The organism is Streptomyces sp. SID3343 (assembly GCF_009865215.1).
GTDB lineage: Bacteria > Actinomycetota > Actinomycetes > Streptomycetales > Streptomycetaceae > Embleya.
On record NZ_WWJX01000951.1, the window covers coordinates 1 to 15,802 of the forward strand.

At 71.2% G+C, this 15,802-nt stretch carries 15 protein-coding genes and 1 riboswitch; of the genes, 1 reads left to right on the top strand and 14 read right to left on the bottom strand.

The window, feature by feature from the left end; all coding sequences use genetic code 11:
* The coding region (locus GT354_RS29570; protein ID WP_346012233.1) for an MMPL family transporter at window positions 1-367 on the bottom strand (367 nt) is incomplete at its 3' end.
* A 163-nt stretch (window positions 368-530) separates the two neighbouring features.
* Here GT354_RS29570 and GT354_RS29575 point away from each other — a divergent pair.
* The gene (locus GT354_RS29575) at window positions 531-1,124 is read left to right on the top strand and encodes a TetR/AcrR family transcriptional regulator (RefSeq protein ID WP_161359433.1); all 594 of its coding nucleotides are present in this window, start codon (window positions 531-533) and stop codon (window positions 1,122-1,124) included.
* Between the two features lie 33 nt (window positions 1,125-1,157).
* Here GT354_RS29575 and gcvP read toward each other — a convergent pair whose 3' ends face one another.
* The 13 genes from gcvP to GT354_RS29640 all read right to left on the bottom strand — a co-directional run.
* Window positions 1,158-4,076, bottom strand: coding sequence for an aminomethyl-transferring glycine dehydrogenase (gene gcvP / locus GT354_RS29580; protein WP_237535585.1), 2,919 nt, complete (start codon window positions 4,074-4,076; stop codon window positions 1,158-1,160).
* A gap of 186 nt (window positions 4,077-4,262) precedes the next feature.
* Window positions 4,263-4,359, bottom strand: a riboswitch (glycine riboswitch).
* Window positions 4,360-4,406: 47 nt separating this feature from the next.
* Complete coding sequence (locus GT354_RS29585) at window positions 4,407-5,099, bottom strand: DUF4230 domain-containing protein (RefSeq protein ID WP_161359434.1); 693 nt, start codon at window positions 5,097-5,099, stop codon at window positions 4,407-4,409.
* A gap of 53 nt (window positions 5,100-5,152) precedes the next feature.
* A complete protein-coding gene (locus GT354_RS29590; RefSeq protein ID WP_161359435.1) occupies window positions 5,153-6,502 on the bottom strand; it encodes a DNA polymerase IV in 1,350 nt (449 codons plus the stop codon).
* Between the two features lie 40 nt (window positions 6,503-6,542).
* Window positions 6,543-7,244: an ElyC/SanA/YdcF family protein gene (locus GT354_RS29595; RefSeq protein ID WP_161359436.1), complete on the bottom strand. Its 702-nt coding sequence runs from the start codon at window positions 7,242-7,244 to the stop codon at window positions 6,543-6,545.
* Between the two features lie 43 nt (window positions 7,245-7,287).
* A complete protein-coding gene (locus GT354_RS29600; RefSeq protein WP_161359444.1) occupies window positions 7,288-7,776 on the bottom strand; it encodes a MerR family transcriptional regulator in 489 nt (162 codons plus the stop codon).
* A gap of 566 nt (window positions 7,777-8,342) precedes the next feature.
* Entirely contained in the window at window positions 8,343-8,816 is a 474-nt protein-coding gene (locus tag GT354_RS29605; protein WP_020548711.1) for a bifunctional nuclease family protein, read from the bottom strand.
* A gap of 136 nt (window positions 8,817-8,952) precedes the next feature.
* Window positions 8,953-9,705 (bottom strand): MerR family transcriptional regulator, encoded by a 753-nt coding sequence (locus GT354_RS29610; protein WP_161359437.1) that lies wholly within the window; start codon window positions 9,703-9,705, stop codon window positions 8,953-8,955.
* The gene (locus GT354_RS56685; protein WP_161359438.1) at window positions 9,702-10,226 is read right to left on the bottom strand and encodes an FHA domain-containing protein; all 525 of its coding nucleotides are present in this window, start codon (window positions 10,224-10,226) and stop codon (window positions 9,702-9,704) included. The genes GT354_RS29610 and GT354_RS56685 overlap by 4 nt, the downstream gene beginning before the upstream one ends.
* 376 nt (window positions 10,227-10,602) lie before the next feature.
* Window positions 10,603-10,989: a glycine cleavage system protein GcvH gene (gcvH, locus tag GT354_RS29620; RefSeq protein ID WP_161359439.1), complete on the bottom strand. Its 387-nt coding sequence runs from the start codon at window positions 10,987-10,989 to the stop codon at window positions 10,603-10,605.
* An 83-nt stretch (window positions 10,990-11,072) separates the two neighbouring features.
* A complete protein-coding gene (locus tag GT354_RS29625; protein WP_161359445.1) occupies window positions 11,073-11,858 on the bottom strand; it encodes a DUF881 domain-containing protein in 786 nt (261 codons plus the stop codon).
* Between the two features lie 541 nt (window positions 11,859-12,399).
* Window positions 12,400-12,732, bottom strand: coding sequence for a small basic family protein (locus GT354_RS29630; protein ID WP_161359440.1), 333 nt, complete (start codon window positions 12,730-12,732; stop codon window positions 12,400-12,402).
* Window positions 12,729-13,745 carry a DUF881 domain-containing protein gene (locus GT354_RS29635; protein ID WP_161359441.1) on the bottom strand — a complete coding sequence of 339 codons (1,017 nt, stop codon included), beginning with the start codon at window positions 13,743-13,745 and terminating at the stop codon, window positions 12,729-12,731. The genes GT354_RS29630 and GT354_RS29635 overlap by 4 nt, the downstream gene beginning before the upstream one ends.
* Window positions 13,746-14,101: 356 nt before the next feature.
* Window positions 14,102-15,802: mannose-1-phosphate guanyltransferase (locus GT354_RS29640; RefSeq protein WP_161359442.1), on the bottom strand; the 1,701-nt coding region annotated here is incomplete at its 5' end.

Consider the following 15,802-nt stretch of genomic DNA (forward strand, 5'->3'; position numbering starts at 1 on the left):
GCACCGGGCGGCGCAGGACGAACCGGGCCCAGCGCGCGCTCCTGCTCTCGGCCGCGTGGATCGGGCCGCTCGGCGTGCCCTTTCGGGCCCGGCGGCCGCCGTTGCGGACCCGGCCGCCGCCCTTGCGAACGCGGCGGGCGAGTACGGCGTTCGGCCAGAAGCCGAGCAGCGCCGGGACCAGGGTCAGTGCGATCAGCGCGCCGATCACGACCGCTCCTGCGGCGGTCAGGCCCATCTTGGTCAGCATCGGGACGCCGACCACGGAGAGTCCGGCCAACGCGATGACGACGGTGAGTCCGGCGAAGACGACCGCGGCACCGGCCGTACCCGCGGCCAGACCGGCCGAACCGAACCGGGGCCGAGTCACGTCGAGCCGCCCGGCGCCGCCCGAGGTCGCACCGCGCCGAGCCGACGGATCCGGACCCCGCCGAGCCGCTCGCGGCCGGCCCGATACAGTCCGGGCAACCCGGCGACAGCCGGCACGCAGCACACCGCACCACGTACGCGCGACGACTCGGAGTCCCCACCCCATGGCCGGCACAGGCACCCCACCGCGGCCCGGTCGCCCCCGTGATCCGCGTACCGACGAGTCGATCCTCGTGGCGACCCGCGAACTGCTGGCCGAGCAGGGCTACAACCGGGTGAGCATCGAGGCCGTCGCCCGGCGCGCCGGCGTCACCAGGCCCACCGTCTACCGGCGTTGGCCCTCGAAGGCGCACCTGGTCCACGAGGCGGTCTACCCGGCCCGCGAGATGCACTTCGCGCCTCACCCCGACGAGGCTTTCGCCGCCGGCGTGCTGCGTTTCGCGCACGCCGCGCTCGACTCCTTCCGCCGCCCCGAGACCGCCGCCGCGGTGCCCGGCCTGCTCGCCGAGTATCGCGACCAGCCGGAACTCAAGGAATTGCTCGTCGCGAGGATGGACCCGGTCCGGGCGATCTTCCGGGCCTTCGTCGAAGAGGCCGCCGCGCGCGGCGAGGCCCGCGCCGACCTCGACGCGGACCTGTTGTTCGAATCGCTCAGCGGCGCCCTGATGTTCGGTGTGCTGGGCAGCGACCTGGCCGACAACCCGGGCTTCGCCGCGTCGGTGGCCGAGCTGATCACCCGGGGCGCGGCCCGCTCGTGAGCCGGGGTACGGCGAAGCGGGCCGCGCGGGTGATCAGCTTCCGTACGCCTCGATCGGCGGGCACGAGCAGACCAGGTTGCGGTCTCCCTTGGCGCCGTCGATGCGCCGGACGGGGGGCCAGTACTTCTCGGCCGGGACGACGCCGGCGGGGAAGACCGCCTCGTCGCGCGAGTACGCGTGCGTCCACTCGCCGCCGAGCGCCGCTGCGGTGTGCGGCGCGTGGACCAACGGGTTGTCGTCGGCGGGCAGTTCACCCGCCGCGACCCGGTCGACCTCACCCTTTATCGCGATCATCGCGTCGCAGAACCGATCGATCTCGCCCAGGTCCTCGCTCTCGGTCGGCTCGATCATCAGCGTGCCGGGCACCGGGAACGACATGGTCGGCGCGTGGAAGCCGTAGTCGATCAGCCGCTTGGCGACGTCGTCCACGCTCACGCCGGTGGCCTTGGTGATCCCGCGCAGGTCGATGATGCACTCGTGCGCGACCAGGTCACCCGGGCCGGTGTACAGGACCGGGAAGTGCGGCGCGAGGCGCTTGGCGATGTAGTTGGCGCCGAGCACCGCGACCTGGGTGGCCCGCTTGAGGCCGTCCGGGCCCATCAGGCGCAGGTAGGTCCACGGGATTGGCAGGATCGCCGCGGAGCCCCACGGCGCGGCCGAGATCGGGCCGACCCCGGTCGCCGGGCCCGCGGTGGGCTGGAGCGGGTGGTTGGGCAGGTAGGGCGCGAGGTGTGCGCGCACGGCGACCGGGCCCACGCCCGGGCCGCCGCCGCCGTGCGGGATGCAGAAGGTCTTGTGCAGGTTCAGGTGCGACACGTCGGCGCCGATCGCGCCGCCCGGCTGGGCGAGGCCGACCAGCGCGTTGAGGTTCGCGCCGTCGACGTACACCTGGCCGCCGGCCTCGTGGATCGCGGCGCACACCTGCTCGATGCCTTCCTCGAACACGCCGTGCGTGGACGGGTAGGTCACCATCAGCACGGCAAGCGTGTCGCGGTACTGCTCGATCTTGGCGTGCAGGTCGGCGAGGTCCACGTCGCCGCTGTCGCCGGTCTTGACCACGACCACGCGCATGCCCGCCATCACCGCGCTGGCGGCGTTGGTGCCGTGCGCGGAGGACGGGATCAGGCACACGTCGCGCGCGGTGTCGCCGTTGGCGTGGTGATACGCGCGCACCGCGAGCAGGCCCGCCAACTCGCCCTGGGAACCGGCGTTGGGCTGGAGCGAGACCTTGGCGTAGCCGGTGATCCGGGCGAGCGAGTCGGCGAGCCCGTCGATCAGCTCGATGTATCCGGCGGCCTGGTCGACCGGCGCGAACGGGTGCAGGTCGGCGAACTCGGGCCAGGTGATCGGTTCCATCTCGACCGTGGCGTTGAGCTTCATCGTGCACGAGCCCAGCGGGATCATGCCCCGGTCGAGCGCGTAGTCCTTGTCGGCGAGCCGCTTGAGGTAGCGCAGCATGCCGGTCTCGGAGCGGTGCCGGTGGAACACCGGGTGGGTCAGGAAGTCGGTGTCGCGCAGCAGCGCGACGGGCAGCGCGTCGGGGGTGCCGGCGTCGAGCGCCGCGACGTCGCCGGTGACGCCGAACGCGCCCCAGACCGCCTCGACGTGCGCCCGCGTGGTGGTCTCGTCGCACGTGAGGGCGACGTGGTCGGCGTCGACCGGCCGCAGGTTGAGGCCGGCTTCGCGGGCTGCGGCGAGCACGTCCTCGGCCCGCCCCGGCACGCGCACGGTGAGCGTGTCGAAGAAGTCGCCGTGCACGACGTCGACGCCCCCCTCGCGCAGCCCGGCCGCGAGCACGGCGGCGTAGCGGTGGGTGCGCCGCGCGATCTCGGTCAGCCCGTCGGGCCCGTGGTAGACCGCGTACATGCCGGCCATCACCGCGAGCAGGACCTGCGCGGTACAGATGTTGCTGGTCGCCTTCTCCCGGCGGATGTGCTGCTCGCGTGTCTGGAGCGCGAGCCGGTACGCGGGCGCCCCGTCGGCGTCCACGGACACCCCCACCAGCCGGCCCGGCATGCTGCGGGTGAGCTTCTCGCGCACCGCCAGGTAGCCCGCGTGCGGGCCGCCGAAGGACATCGGGACGCCGAACCGCTGGGTCGTGCCCACCGCGATGTCGGCGCCCATCTCGCCGGGCGCGCGCAGCACGGTCAGCGCGAGCAGGTCGGCCGCGACCGCCACCAGGGCGCCCTGCGCGTGCGCGGCCTCGATCACCGCGGTCAGGTCGCGCACGCGCCCGTCGGTGCCGGGGTACTGCAGGAGCACGCCGAAGCAGCCGCCCTCCGGCAGGCCCTCGGTGGTGTCCGCCACCACGACGTCGATGCCGAGCGCCTGGGCGCGCGTGCGCACCACCGCGAGGGTCTGCGGCAGGGCGGCGGCGTCGACCACGAAAACGCTGCTCTTGGCCTTGCCCGCGCGGCGCGCCAGCGTCATCGCCTCGGCGGCGGCGGTGGCCTCGTCGAGCAGCGACGCGCCGGCCACGTCCAGGCCGGTCAGGTCGGTGACGACGGTCTGGAAGTTGAGCAGGGCCTCCAGCCGGCCCTGCGAGATCTCCGGCTGGTAGGGCGTGTACGCCGTGTACCAGGCCGGGTTCTCCAGGACGTTGCGGGTGATCACCGGCGGGGTGAACGTGCCGTGGTAGCCGAGCCCGATCATCGAGGTCAGCACGGTGTTGCGAGAGGCCAGCTCGCGCAGTTCGGCGAGCACCTCGGCCTCGCTGCGCGCGGCGGGCAGTTCGAAGCCTTCGAGGGCGCGGATCGCGGCGGGTACCGCGGCATCGGTCAGCTCGTCCAAGGAGCCGTAGCCGACGGCGGCGAGCATCTTCGCCTGTTCGTCGGTGTCGGGGCCGATGTGCCGGCCGGTGAACGGCGACGCGCCTTCCAGGTCGGTCAACGAGCCGGGGCCGGACGCACGTGCGGCGTGGGCACGCGTCGGGGCAGGGGTGCGCGGGGTCATCGCGGAGGGCCTCCTGGATCGCTCCTGGACGGGCACGCGGGTCGCGCGCCCACCGGCCTCCCCCTCTGTCATCTTTGCCTGAGAGCTTCACCGCGCCCGCGCCCCCGGCGAGGCCGGGTGCCGTGGGCGCGATTTGCACCGTCGGCGAGGTCTGCCCGAAACGGGTGACCTGCTTTCCAGAGTGCCCACGACCACGCGGTACGGGTGCCTGAGAGATTCCGGGGAGGAGTTGCTCCTTCGGCGCCTCATGTCTGGTACACGAGAACTCTCCCGCGCAAACGTAATGAGCAGTTCAACGGTAGCAGCGAGCAGCCGGCGATCGGCGGCACGCTAGGCGTAAGTCACAGTGGTCGTCGTGTAGCCCAGGGACCGCATCATGCCCTCCAGCATGGCCGTGGTGTTCTTTTCGGCCCGCTCGATCAGTCCCGCGGTCTTGGCGGCCTCGTCGATCTTCTTGGTGGCCAGGACGTACAGCTGCTGTTGGTCGCCCGGATTGCTGGAGAAGAAGTCCCCGAAGCGGTCGAACAGGCCCTTGTCCTGGGCGATCACGTGGCTGTTCTTCTGGTCGAGGGCGGCGGGCGCGAGGTGCGCGTGCGGAAGCTTGACGGTCACCGTCTTGTTGTCGGGCGAGGACTGGATCGCGTCCTTGCCGATGCCGCCGAATTCGACGAAGCCGCCCACCTGGCCCACGCCGACGAACAGCGTGCGCTGGCCGCGGACCGCGTCGGGGAGGAATTTGGCGTCCTTCTCCAGGTCGACCACGACCTGGAAGGTGCCGCTGACCGCCTCGTAGCGGCTGAGGTCCTGCACGGCCTTGAGCATGACCGGACCGCTGTGGTCCTTGGTCTCGGTGCCGAACGGGTTGAACTTGCCCGGCAGGAGATTGACCAGACCCACCAGGACCAGCGCTAGCACGATGAAGCCGACCAGGACGGTGAGCACGAACGCGGGCAGGCCGAGCCTGCGACGGGCGGATCGAAAGGCACCTTGCCCTCGTTCCGACCGCTCTTTGACGTCAGTCATGTGGGACACCCCCGAGGAGTCGTCTGCTCGGCGCCTGCCCCGAATCGGTGTGCCTATACGGCGGATTCGGCCGGCAGCGGGATCGGATCGGCCGCCGTGAGCGCGGGGTCGGCGATCGGGAACGTCCGCACCCGGCCCGGCTTCGAGCCCGGTACCTCGAACCGCACGGTGACTCGGCCGACGCCGCTGCCCTGCACCCAGCCCGGCCCGAATTCGTCGTGCACGACGTCTTGGCCCGGCGACCACGACACGAGAACCGGATCGGGTCGGACCTCCTGCGGGTCCGGCTCGTCGTCGATGCCCTCGACCGGCTCCGCGGCGGCCTCGACGGCCTGTCCGAACAGGTCCTGTTGGGCGAAGTCGGCCAGGCCGCTCACGCCGACCCCGAGCAGGCGCACGCCGCCGGTGACGTCCACCTGCGCGGCCAACCGGCGGATGGTCTCGCGCACCACGGTCGGGTCGTCGGTGGGGCCGCGCAGCGTCTCCGAGCGGGTCAGGGTGCTGAAGTCGTAGCGGCGCAGCTTGAGCACGATCGTGCGGCCGCTGCGCCCGGCCGCGCGCAGCCGCTCGACGCAGCGTGCGCTGAGCCGGTCCAGTTCGCGGGTGATCCGCTCGCGGTCCACGAGGTCGGTCGCGAACGTGTCCTCCACCGACACCGACTTGGCGTCGCGGTCGGCCACCACGGGCCGCGCGTCGAGTCCGGCGGCGAGCACGTGCAGGCCGTGACCGTGTGCCTGGCCCAGGAGCCGGACCAGCTCGCTCTCGTCGACCGCGGCCAGGTCGGCGACGGTGTCGAGCCCGGCTCGGCGCAGCACGTCACCGGTCGCCGGCCCGACCCCGGGCAGCGCGCGCACCGGCAGCGGGTCGAGCATCGCGCGCTCGGTCCCGGGCGCGACCACGCACAGGCCGTCGGGCTTGTCCGCCTCGGAGGCGATCTTGGCGAGCAGTTTGGACGTCGCCGCGCCGACCGAGCAGGTGAGCCCGGTGGCGGCGTGTATGTCGGCGCGCAGCCGGATCGCGATCTCGGTGACCCGCGCGGTGTCGAGCGTGCCGCCGTGCGGGCCCGCCTCCAGGTCGACGAAGGCCTCGTCCAGGCTCAACGGCTCCACGAGTGGGGACAGCCGGTGCAGCAGTTCCATGACGGTGTCGCTGACCTGGCGGTAGAGCGAGAATCTGGGGCTCAGGAAGGCGGCGTTGGGGCAACGTCGGCGGGCTTCGCCGATGGACATCGCGGAGTGCACACCGAAGACCCGGGCCTCGTAGGACGCGGTGGCCACGACGCCGCGCGCGCCGATGCCGCCGACGATCACGGCCTTGCCGGCCAGGCTGGGCTTGGCGACCTGCTCGACGGACGCGTAGAACGCGTCCATGTCGAGGTGGAGGATGCCCGGAGCCTGTCTCACACTCGCCCATGATGGCGCACCGGTGTGACATCGAGCGGTCTCAGCTGTCGAGGGCGCGTCGGATCTCGTCGCTCACGGGCCCGCCCACGCGCGGCTCGGGCTTGCCCACGATCTGCCCGGTCGCCTTGATCGCCGCGAACATCTCCCGGCCGGATCCGTACAGGGTCGGCCCCAGGTGCCCCCAGGTGAGGGACTCGTCGCCGACGCCGTACGCGTCGATCCCGGCGCCTTTGCACAGCGCGAGCGCACGGCGCAGATGGAAGCTCTGGGTGACCACGACGAGCCGATCGATTCCGTACACGCGCTTGGCCCGGACGCAGGATTCCCAGGTGGAGAATCCCGACTCGTCACTCACGATCCGATTCTGCGGGATTCCGCGGTCGGCGAGGTAGCGCCGCATGACCCCGGTCTCGTCGTAGCGGTTGCCGCCGCCGTCGCCGCTGACGAGGATCACCCGGGTCTTGCCCGCCCGATACAGGTCGATGCCGACGTCGAGCCGGCGGGCCAACAGATCGGAGGGCCGATCACCGAAGACGCCCGCGCCGAGCACCATCGTCACGTCCGTCGACGGCACGTCGGCCACCGTGCGGACCCGGTTTCCCGCGTAGACGTGCAGCCAGGTGACCGGCGTGAGTCCGGCGACGGCGAGCAGGACGGCGGCCTGGTAGCCACGTCGTTGCGCACGCCGGGAGCGCGGGAGACGAGGGCGCGGGAGAGAGGGCCGACGCGAGAGCACGTACATGGGGACGTGCCTGCCCGTCCGCCCGGTTCCCAAGCTTTGTGCTTCAGACCGCCTTGTCCCGGCGTCTACGAGCCAGTTCGTCTCCGGGATGGACCTGCGTGATCGGCTCCCCGGTGCCCGAATCCTCGCCCTGGAGCTGGGCGAGCGAGCCCTCGACCTCGCGCCAGACGGCCCCCACGGCGATCCCGAAGACGCCCTGACCGCCTTGTACCAGGTCGATGACCTCGTCGTACGACGTGCACTCGTACACGCTTGCGCCGTCGCTCATGAGGGTCATCCCGGCGAGGTCGCCGATTCCGCGCCCGCGCAGGTGCGCGACCGCGATCCGAATGTTCTGGAGCGAGACTCCGGTGTCCAGAAGCCGCTTGACGATCTTCAGCACGAGGATGTCGCGGAAGCCGTACAGGCGTTGCGTCCCCGGCCCGTGGGCCGGACGCACCGTGGGCGCGACCAGGCCGGTGCGCGCCCAGTAGTCGAGCTGGCGGTAGGTGATGCCGGCCGCCGCGCAAGCCGTCGGCCCGCGGTAGCCCACATCCTCCGACGGTGCGCCGGGCGGGGTGACCTCCTGACGCCGAGGGCCCGCACCGGGGTCGGTCGCCGGCAGAGGACGTGCCGTGCGGGCGCGTTCCGCCGCCGTGATGTCGCCGGTGCTGCTCACGCCGACCTCCCTTTCGTCTCTCGCCGCCCGTGTACGGCGTCGAGAGTCTCTTTCAGTCCCGGGCCGCAGGCGGCGAGGTGCAACGCGCAGGGGTCATCCCGAGAACTGTAGATTTCGACGGTAGGCAGTCACCAACAGCGCGTCAACGACCGCGCCGTTCGGCACGCCGAGTGACGCTGCTCGCACGAGTGGTTTGAATGGGGACCGCACGGGTACATGTCGCCACTTTGCCTCTGATCGAAGGTGATCGAACCAGAGCGCGGCCGATCGGGTGACGCGTCGACCCCTCGCCCACGTCGCCGCCCGGCCTCGTCGCGGAGCACGAGCCGGGCGCGCAAAAACCGCCGACCGTGACACTGTCGGAATCCCTCGCGACAGGCGCGGCCGGCGGCGCCGGGCACAGGGCCACCGCCGGCGGTGGCCCCTCCTCGTACGTTCGGTTATTGGCTCGTGGTGCCGAAGTCCTCGGGCGAGATGTCGTTCAGGAACTCCCTGAACTTCTCGATCTCGTCCTCCTGCTCGTTGGGGATCACGATGCCGGCCTCGTCCAGGACGGCGTCGCTCCCGACGATCGACGTCCCGGTCCGCAGCGCGAGGGCGATCGCGTCCGAGGGACGCGCGCTCACCTCCACGCCGCCGGAGAAGACCAACTCGGCGTAGAACACGCCTTCGCGCAGGTCGGTGATGCGGATCTGGGTCAATTCCTGGCCCAACGCCTCCAGCACGTCCCGGAACAGGTCGTGCGTCAGAGGACGCGCTGGTACCACGCCCTGTTGGGCGAACGCGATGGCCGTCGCCTCTACCGGGCCGATCCAGATGGGGAGATAACGATCGCCCCCCGTCTCCCGTAGGAGCACGATCGGCTGGTTAGAGGGCATCTCCACCCGGACGCCCACAACCTCTAGCTCGTTCACATCGCCACACTAGCGCGCTCGACTGTCGAGGACCGATCCCCGGGGGTCGAATAGGTCGTCGATTCGTCGTTTTTTCTTCGCCGTGCGGCCGAAAGCTCGAACGCCTTCGGCGGGGCCGACCTGCTCACCGGCTCGCTCACCGACCCAGGCGCGGCGCGAGCGCCGCGGTGACCAGGACGGTGTGCAGGCGTGACGTGAGCGCGAGCAGGTCGCGCACGGTCTCCTCGGCGCCGGCCTTGGCCCGCGCCCCCCTGCGGTGCAGCAGCGGCGCGACGATCTGTTCGACCAAGGCGGCCTCGCGATCCGCCGCGGACTTGGCCTGGCGCAGGTGGCGCGGCTCTACGCCGTAGCGCCCCAGCGCCGCGACCAGCCGCGCCACCACGAGCGCGTCGCCGTCGTAGACCACGGCCGCGTCGCCCTCGCCCGCCTCCGGGCGAGGGCGATGCGGCCGAATCAGGCCGAATTCCTCCAGCCGGGCCAAGTCCGCGTCCTGGATGCCGGCGGCGGCGATCAGGCCCGGCCGGTCGAGCAGCACCGTGGTGGTGTCCCGACCGGCCGAGCCCGCGTCACCGTCGGCGTCCGCGGCTCCGGCCGGCGCACTCGGGTCGGCGTCCGCCGGTTCCAGACCGCGATCCATCGCGTCGAGTTGATCCTTGATCACCCGAAGCGGCAGATAGCGATCGCGCTGCACCCGCAGCACGTAGCGCAGTCGATCGATGTCGGCGGGGCCGAACTTGCGGTAGCCCGAGGGACTCCGCTGCGGCTCGATGAGCCCTTCCGCCTCGAGGAACCGGATCTTGGAGATGCTGATGTCCGGGAACTCGGGACTCAGCAGGGTCAGGACCCCGCCGATGCTCAACGAGACGGATCCGGCCGCCGCCGGGCTCACCCGCTCCCCACCTGCGCGTGGCGGCTGGGGAAGAAGACGAGCCGGTACTTGCCGATCTGTACCTCGTCGCCGGGCGTCAGCGGAACCTCGTCGATCCGCTCGCGGCCCACGTAGGTGCCGTTGAGACTGCCGACGTCGGCGACCGCGAATCCCCCGCCGGTGCGGCGGAACTCGGCGTGCTTGCGCGAGACCGTCACGTCGTCGAGGAAGATGTCGCTCTGCGGGTGCCGACCGGCCGTGGTGCGGTCCGAGTCGAGGAGGAAGCGACTTCCGGAGTTGGGGCCCCGGCGGACCACCAGGAGCGCGGTGCCCGGAGGCAGCGCGTCCACGGCGGCCTGCGCCTCCGCGGTGAGGATCTCGCGCGGTGCGGGCTCGCCGTCGAGGGCCTCGATGCCGCTGATCGAGATCGTCGAGGTCTGCTCGGACGCGCGCTCGGCGCCCGCGCCCAGTCGGGTGCCGCAGTTGGAACAGAAGCGGCTGCCGGAGGGGTTGTGATGCCCGCAGGTCGCACAGACCACCATGTCGCCCTCCTGACCCGATCCGGCCGAACCTCGACCAGCGGTCGAGAGTTGCCCGAAACTTATGCGCGCCGTGTGTTCCGGGTCAACAGCGACATGCCCGGCAGTTGCATCGGAACCATCCGAATAGGGCGGCGGCACAGGGGCCGAGGCGGGTGTGGACGCGCCGTACGGCGAGCCCGGAGGCATGGTCGGCGGAGCGGCCGGCGCAGTGCCGGGCCTCCTCGCATCCGCAGCCGGCGCGTCGCCGGAGCGACGGGAACGACCGAACAATTTCGCGAACAACTTCACGGGCGAACCTCCCCGAGAGAACCTGGCCCGCCCGTGGGGCAGGAGGAGTGGGTCGTGGTGATGGACTGCCTACCGCTTCGCCGGGCCGTCAGGAGCCAAGGCTGTTCTGATAGGCGGCCGCGTCCAAGAGCGCGGCCGGTGCGGCGGGATCGTCGGGGCGTACCTCGAACATCCAACCGTCGCCGTAGGGATCGGAGTTGACCAACTCCGGTGCGCCGTCGAGGACGTCGTTGACGGTGGTCACGACGCCGTCGAGGGGCGCGTAGAGGTCGCTGACACTCTTGGTCGATTCCAGCTCGCCACAGGGCTCGCCCGCCAGGACGCGGGTGCCGGCGGGCGGCAGCGTGACGTAGACGATGTCACCGAGCGCGTCCTGCGCGAATTCGGTGATGCCCACCCGCACCGTCCCGGAGATCTCCTCCATGACGCGCACCCATTCGTGCTCCGTCGTGTACGCGAGATCAGCGGGATACATGCGGACTGCCTGCCCTTCTTGCCTCATGAGTGGTGCACCGACCGTGACGGCGAGCGATCGGTGCCTGATTCTGTCAGGTGTGCTCACCCGTTACCGGCGCCCGGTGCCGAGCGAGCGTAACCAGGCTTGTTCGCAGGCCGCAAGGCGTCGATCAGCACCTCCTGCGAGGGCGTCACCACGGGCGAAGCCTGCTTCTGTTCCAGGGTCCTGATCACGCCCCCGGGGATGTTCAGCGCGGGCTGGAGATCCTGCGGATTGCCGATCACCTTGAAGACGTACGGCGGCTGGACCTTGGTGCCGTCGATCATCACCTCTCCGGGTGGCGTGCCGGTGAACCACGTGCCCGCGACCACGCGCACGTCGTTGATCTGGATCGCCTCCGCGCCCGCCGCGCGCAGTTCCTGGAGGGTGTCGAGCAGGATGTCGCCGGTGACCTTGTGCGCCGGATCGGCGATGGTCAGCGTGATCCCGGGCCCTACGGCCTTGGCCGTGCCCGCGAGCACGCCCAGGGCATCCGCCTTGGCCTCGTTCTGCTCCCGGGCCTCCTGGACCCGGTCGTTGCTGTTCTGGAGCTGGGTGCGGCTGGTCTCCAGGCGGTGCTTCTCGTCCTCCAGGCGCCGGGTCCGCTCGCTGATCTCGTCGAGCACCCGGACCAGGTCCTCCTGCCGGGCGCCACGCAGCGGGTCGGACGAAGTGGTCGATCTGACCTGGATGGCCAGTCCCGCGCCGAGAGCGAACAGCAGTACGGCACCCACCAGTTGGGCCCGGCTCACCCGAGGCGGCCAGAACGCTTCGATCAACCTGCGCCGGCCCGGTTGGTCGTCGACCGGCTCGGCCGGATGCGGCTCGGAAACCGCGTTCGAACCCATTTCGAGCCCGGGCGTGTCGGGCGTGTCGCGAGGTCCCGTACGTACCTCGTGCGCCGATTCGCGCACCGGCGCGGTGATCGGCTCGATCTCCGACGTGACCTCCGCGGCCTGCTCGCGTATCCGTTCGCGAATGTGTCGACCCTGGTGGTAGAGGTCGACCCGACCGGCGCTTTCGAGCGCCGGTCGGGGCGTGGGTCCGAGCGCCGGTCGGCGGCTCTCGATCGTGGGTTTGCGCGCGGACGCGACGTGTCGCTCGGCTTCCGCCTCCGCGTCGGTGCGTTCGACGGGACCGGTAATCGGACCGGGAATCGGGTCGAAAGCGCGGTCGGGGTTCGACTCGGACCGCGCTGCCGGCGCTGCCCCCGGTTCCGGCTCCGATTTCGATTCGGTCTTCGCGACGGGTTCCGGTTCCGCTTGTCCGGCCGGCTTGGGGTCCGGTTCGTCCGTCGCGCGCGGGATCCCGTAATCGCGCGGGTCGTCGTCGTGGCGGGCGTGCCGCCCGCGCGTCTCGTCCGATTCGTCGGCCATGTATGACTCCCCGTCAGGCCCGGAAGACGTGCCGGCGGATGGCCGCGGCATTGGAGAAGATCCGGATGCCGAGCACGACCACCACACCGGTGGACAACTGCGCACCTACGCCCAGCTTGTCACCGAGGAAGACGATGAGCGCCGCGACGACCACGTTCGACAGGAACGAGACCACGAACACCTTGTCGTCGAAGATGCCGTCGAGCAGCGCACGCAAGCCCCCGAAGACCGCGTCCAGGGCGGCGACGACCGCGATGGGCAGGTACGGCTCCAGCTCGTGCGGGATCACGGGCCGGGCGATGTACCCGACCACGACCCCGAGGACCAGGCCGAGGACCGCGATCACTGTTTGTCCTTCCGTTCGGACGATTTTGGCGTCGGTATTTGCGAGGCGGTCGGTTTGGCCGAAGCGCTCGGCGGGGGGTTCCGGTTCTGGCTCGCATTCGGGCTCGGGCTCTTGCCGGACGGGAGTGCGGTGCCCGGTGCCGCCGTGCCGGGCGCGCCACCCGGTGCCGCGCTCGATGTCGGGGCCGCGCCGGGCACCGCCCCCGGCACGGTCGCGTAGCGCAGGACCGTGCCGATCGCGGGCGACAGTTTGATCTTCTTCTGCGTGCCCACGTTGATCCGGATGCCGTACTCCTGGAGCCCACGCAGATAGCGCCCGTCGGAGCCGACCATGAACTCGACCTGCATGGGCTTGGCGTCGCCGATCGCCAGGATCGTGTACGGCGGGGCGAGCGGCCGGTTGTCGACCAGGATCGAGGCGCCGGCCGCGCGGATCGCGGAGAGCGAGGTGAGCCGTTGACCGTTGATCGCGATGGCCTGCGCGCCGGCCTTCCACAGGCCGTTGACGAGCCGCTGGAGGTCGCGGTCGAGGATCCGGCCGTTCGCCGCGGCCTCGGCCGCTCGCGGGTCGGACGTGCCGTTGGTGTTCGGCACCTCCTTGGCGTCGTCGGCGACGACCTTCAGACCCGAGCCCTCGGCGGGTTCCGAGCCGGCGAGGAGGCCGAGCATCTTGACCCGCTCCTGGGCGCCCTTGGGAAGCGAGAGTTCCTGTACGGCATCGAGCTCGCCCCGCAGCCGCTCGACGGTGTCCTGGAGCGCGTCGACCTCGTCCTCGTCGGTGTGGATGCGGTCGACGAGCTGGTGCCGCTCGCGCTCGGCCTGCGGCGCGGCGGCGTGCACCTTCATCGCCGCGACCATCAGGATCATCGCGATCAGCGCGACGCCGACGATCGCGAGCACCCGGGCGGCGGGCCCCTTGTTCATCCCCGTGTCGCCGCGCACGGCGCGACGTGCGGTGGCCTCCGCGTAGCCCGCGTCGAGGCTGTTGGCCATCATGTCCACAAGCAGGGACATCGAGGCGTCCGGCCGCCGGTACCGGCTCGTGCCTGGTGTCTCCCGCGATGACATGCGCCCCATCGTTCCATGCCCGGGACGGTGCTCGGTGCAGGGTCCGAAACGGGGTCCGGGCGCGAATCCCCACCGGGGTTCGAACCCCGTTCGCGGCCGGATTCGGGTCCGGATCCGAGCTCGGATCCGAGCTCGGATTCGGGCTCCGTTCCGACCCCGATGTCCGAGTCCGGGCTCCGACCGCGGGCCGGAGCCACGTTCGAGTCGTGGTTCGAGTCGTGATGCGGACACACGTCCGGCCGCGAACCGCCTACGGCGATCCACGGCCGGACCAGACCCTATCGAACCCGCGACCCTCGAGGTCAGTCGCCCGCGTGCTCCACGACCGTGCCCCACTCGTCGAGCAGTTCGTCGGCCGCGGCGTCGTCGGGGCCCTCGGCCCACACGTGGGTGACCGCCTCGGCCGGGTCGGGCAGCACCAGCGCCCAGCGGCCGTCGGTCTCCACGACGCGCACGCCGTCGGTGGTGTCGATCTCCCGCTCACCCGCCGCCTCGACCACGCGGCGCATGACCATGCCCTTGGCCGCCCACGGCGTCGGCACGTCACGACGGCGTACGTGCGCGCGCGGGATGCGCGCGTCGATCTGGCTCAGCGTCAACTGGGTCCGGGCGACCAGCCCGATCAGCCGGACGAACGCGGCGGTGCCGTCGAACACGGTGCTGAATTCGGGGATCACGAACCCGCCGCGCCCGTCGCCACCGAAGATCGTCTCGTCGGACTGGGCCGCGCGCGCGAGGTCGTCCGGCGACGTGGTGGTCCACTGCACCTGGACCCCGTGATAGGCCGCGACCTGTTCGGCGATGCGCGTCGTGGTGACCGGCAGCGCGATCATCCCGCCGCCACGCTCGGCGGCGACACAGTCGAGCAGGACCAGCAGTGCCCGGTGGTCGTCGATGATCCGGCCGCGCTCGTCCACGAGCGACATCCGCTCGCCGACCGGGTCGAACCGCACGCCGAACGCGGCCCGGGAGGACGCCACCAGCTCGCCGAGCCGGACCAGCCCCTCGTGCCGCTCGTCGGCGGTCTCGGTGGGCCGCGCGTCGTCGAGCCCGGAGTTGACGGTCAGCGCGTCGATGCCCAGCCTGCCCAGGATGCTGGGCAGCAGCAGCGCGGCGTTGCCGTGCGCGGCGTCGACCACGACCTTGAGGTTCGCCTCGGGCACCCCGGTGATGTCCAGGGCCTTGAGCAGCGAACCCGAGTAGCTGTCGAACGGCCTTGCAGGGAAGGTCAGTTCGCCGATCTCGCCGGGGAACGCACGGCGATACTCCTGGCGCGAGAAGACCCGGTCGAGTTTGCGCTGCGCGGCCTGCGAGAGATCGGCGCCGCTCTGGTCGAAGAACATGATGTCGACCGAGTCGGGCACGCCGGGCGTGGTCCGGATCATGATGCCGCCGGCCGAGCCGCGCGCGGTCTCCTGACGGGCCACCGGCATCGGCACGTTCTCCAGGTCGCGCACGTTGATCGCGCTGGTCTGCAGTGCCGAGATGACCGCGCGCTTGAGCGCTCGCGCACCCCGCGAGTGGTCGCGCGCGGTGGTGACCGTGGCGCCCTTCTTGAGCGTGGTGGCATACGCCCCGGCCAGCCGTACCGCCAGTTCGGGGGTGATCTCGACGTTGAGGATGCCGGAGACCCCGCGCGGGCCGAACAGGTACTTCTGGCCGCGCGATTCCCAGATCACCGACGTGTTGACGACGGCGCCGGCCTCGATCGTCTTGAACGGGTAGATCCGCACGTCCCCGGCGACCAGGGACTCCTCCTCGATCAGGCACTCGTCGCCGATGACCGCGCCCTCCTCGATCCGGGCGGCGCGCATGACATCGGTGTTCTTGCCGATCACACAGCCGCGCAGGTTGGTCTGCGGGCCGATGTAGACGTTGTCGTGGATGACCGCCTTGTGCAGGAACGCGCCGCGCTTGACCACGACGTTCGAGCCGAGCACGGTGTGCTCGCGGATCTCCACACCGCCCTCGACCTTGGCGTAGTCGCCGATGTAGAGGGGGCC

Coding starts and splice junctions, on each gene's coding strand:
- GT354_RS29575 (WP_161359433.1), top strand. CDS start 531: ATGGCCGGCACAGGCACCCCACCGCGGCCCGGTCGCCCCCGTGATCCG.
- gcvP (WP_237535585.1), bottom strand. CDS start 4,076: ATGACCCCGCGCACCCCTGCCCCGACGCGTGCCCACGCCGCACGTGCG.
- GT354_RS29585 (WP_161359434.1), bottom strand. CDS start 5,099: ATGACTGACGTCAAAGAGCGGTCGGAACGAGGGCAAGGTGCCTTTCGA.
- GT354_RS29595 (WP_161359436.1), bottom strand. CDS start 7,244: ATGTACGTGCTCTCGCGTCGGCCCTCTCTCCCGCGCCCTCGTCTCCCG.
- GT354_RS56685 (WP_161359438.1), bottom strand. CDS start 10,226: ATGGTGGTCTGTGCGACCTGCGGGCATCACAACCCCTCCGGCAGCCGC.
- gcvH (WP_161359439.1), bottom strand. CDS start 10,989: ATGTATCCCGCTGATCTCGCGTACACGACGGAGCACGAATGGGTGCGC.
- GT354_RS29625 (WP_161359445.1), bottom strand. CDS start 11,858: ATGGGTTCGAACGCGGTTTCCGAGCCGCATCCGGCCGAGCCGGTCGAC.
- GT354_RS29635 (WP_161359441.1), bottom strand. CDS start 13,745: ATGTCCCTGCTTGTGGACATGATGGCCAACAGCCTCGACGCGGGCTAC.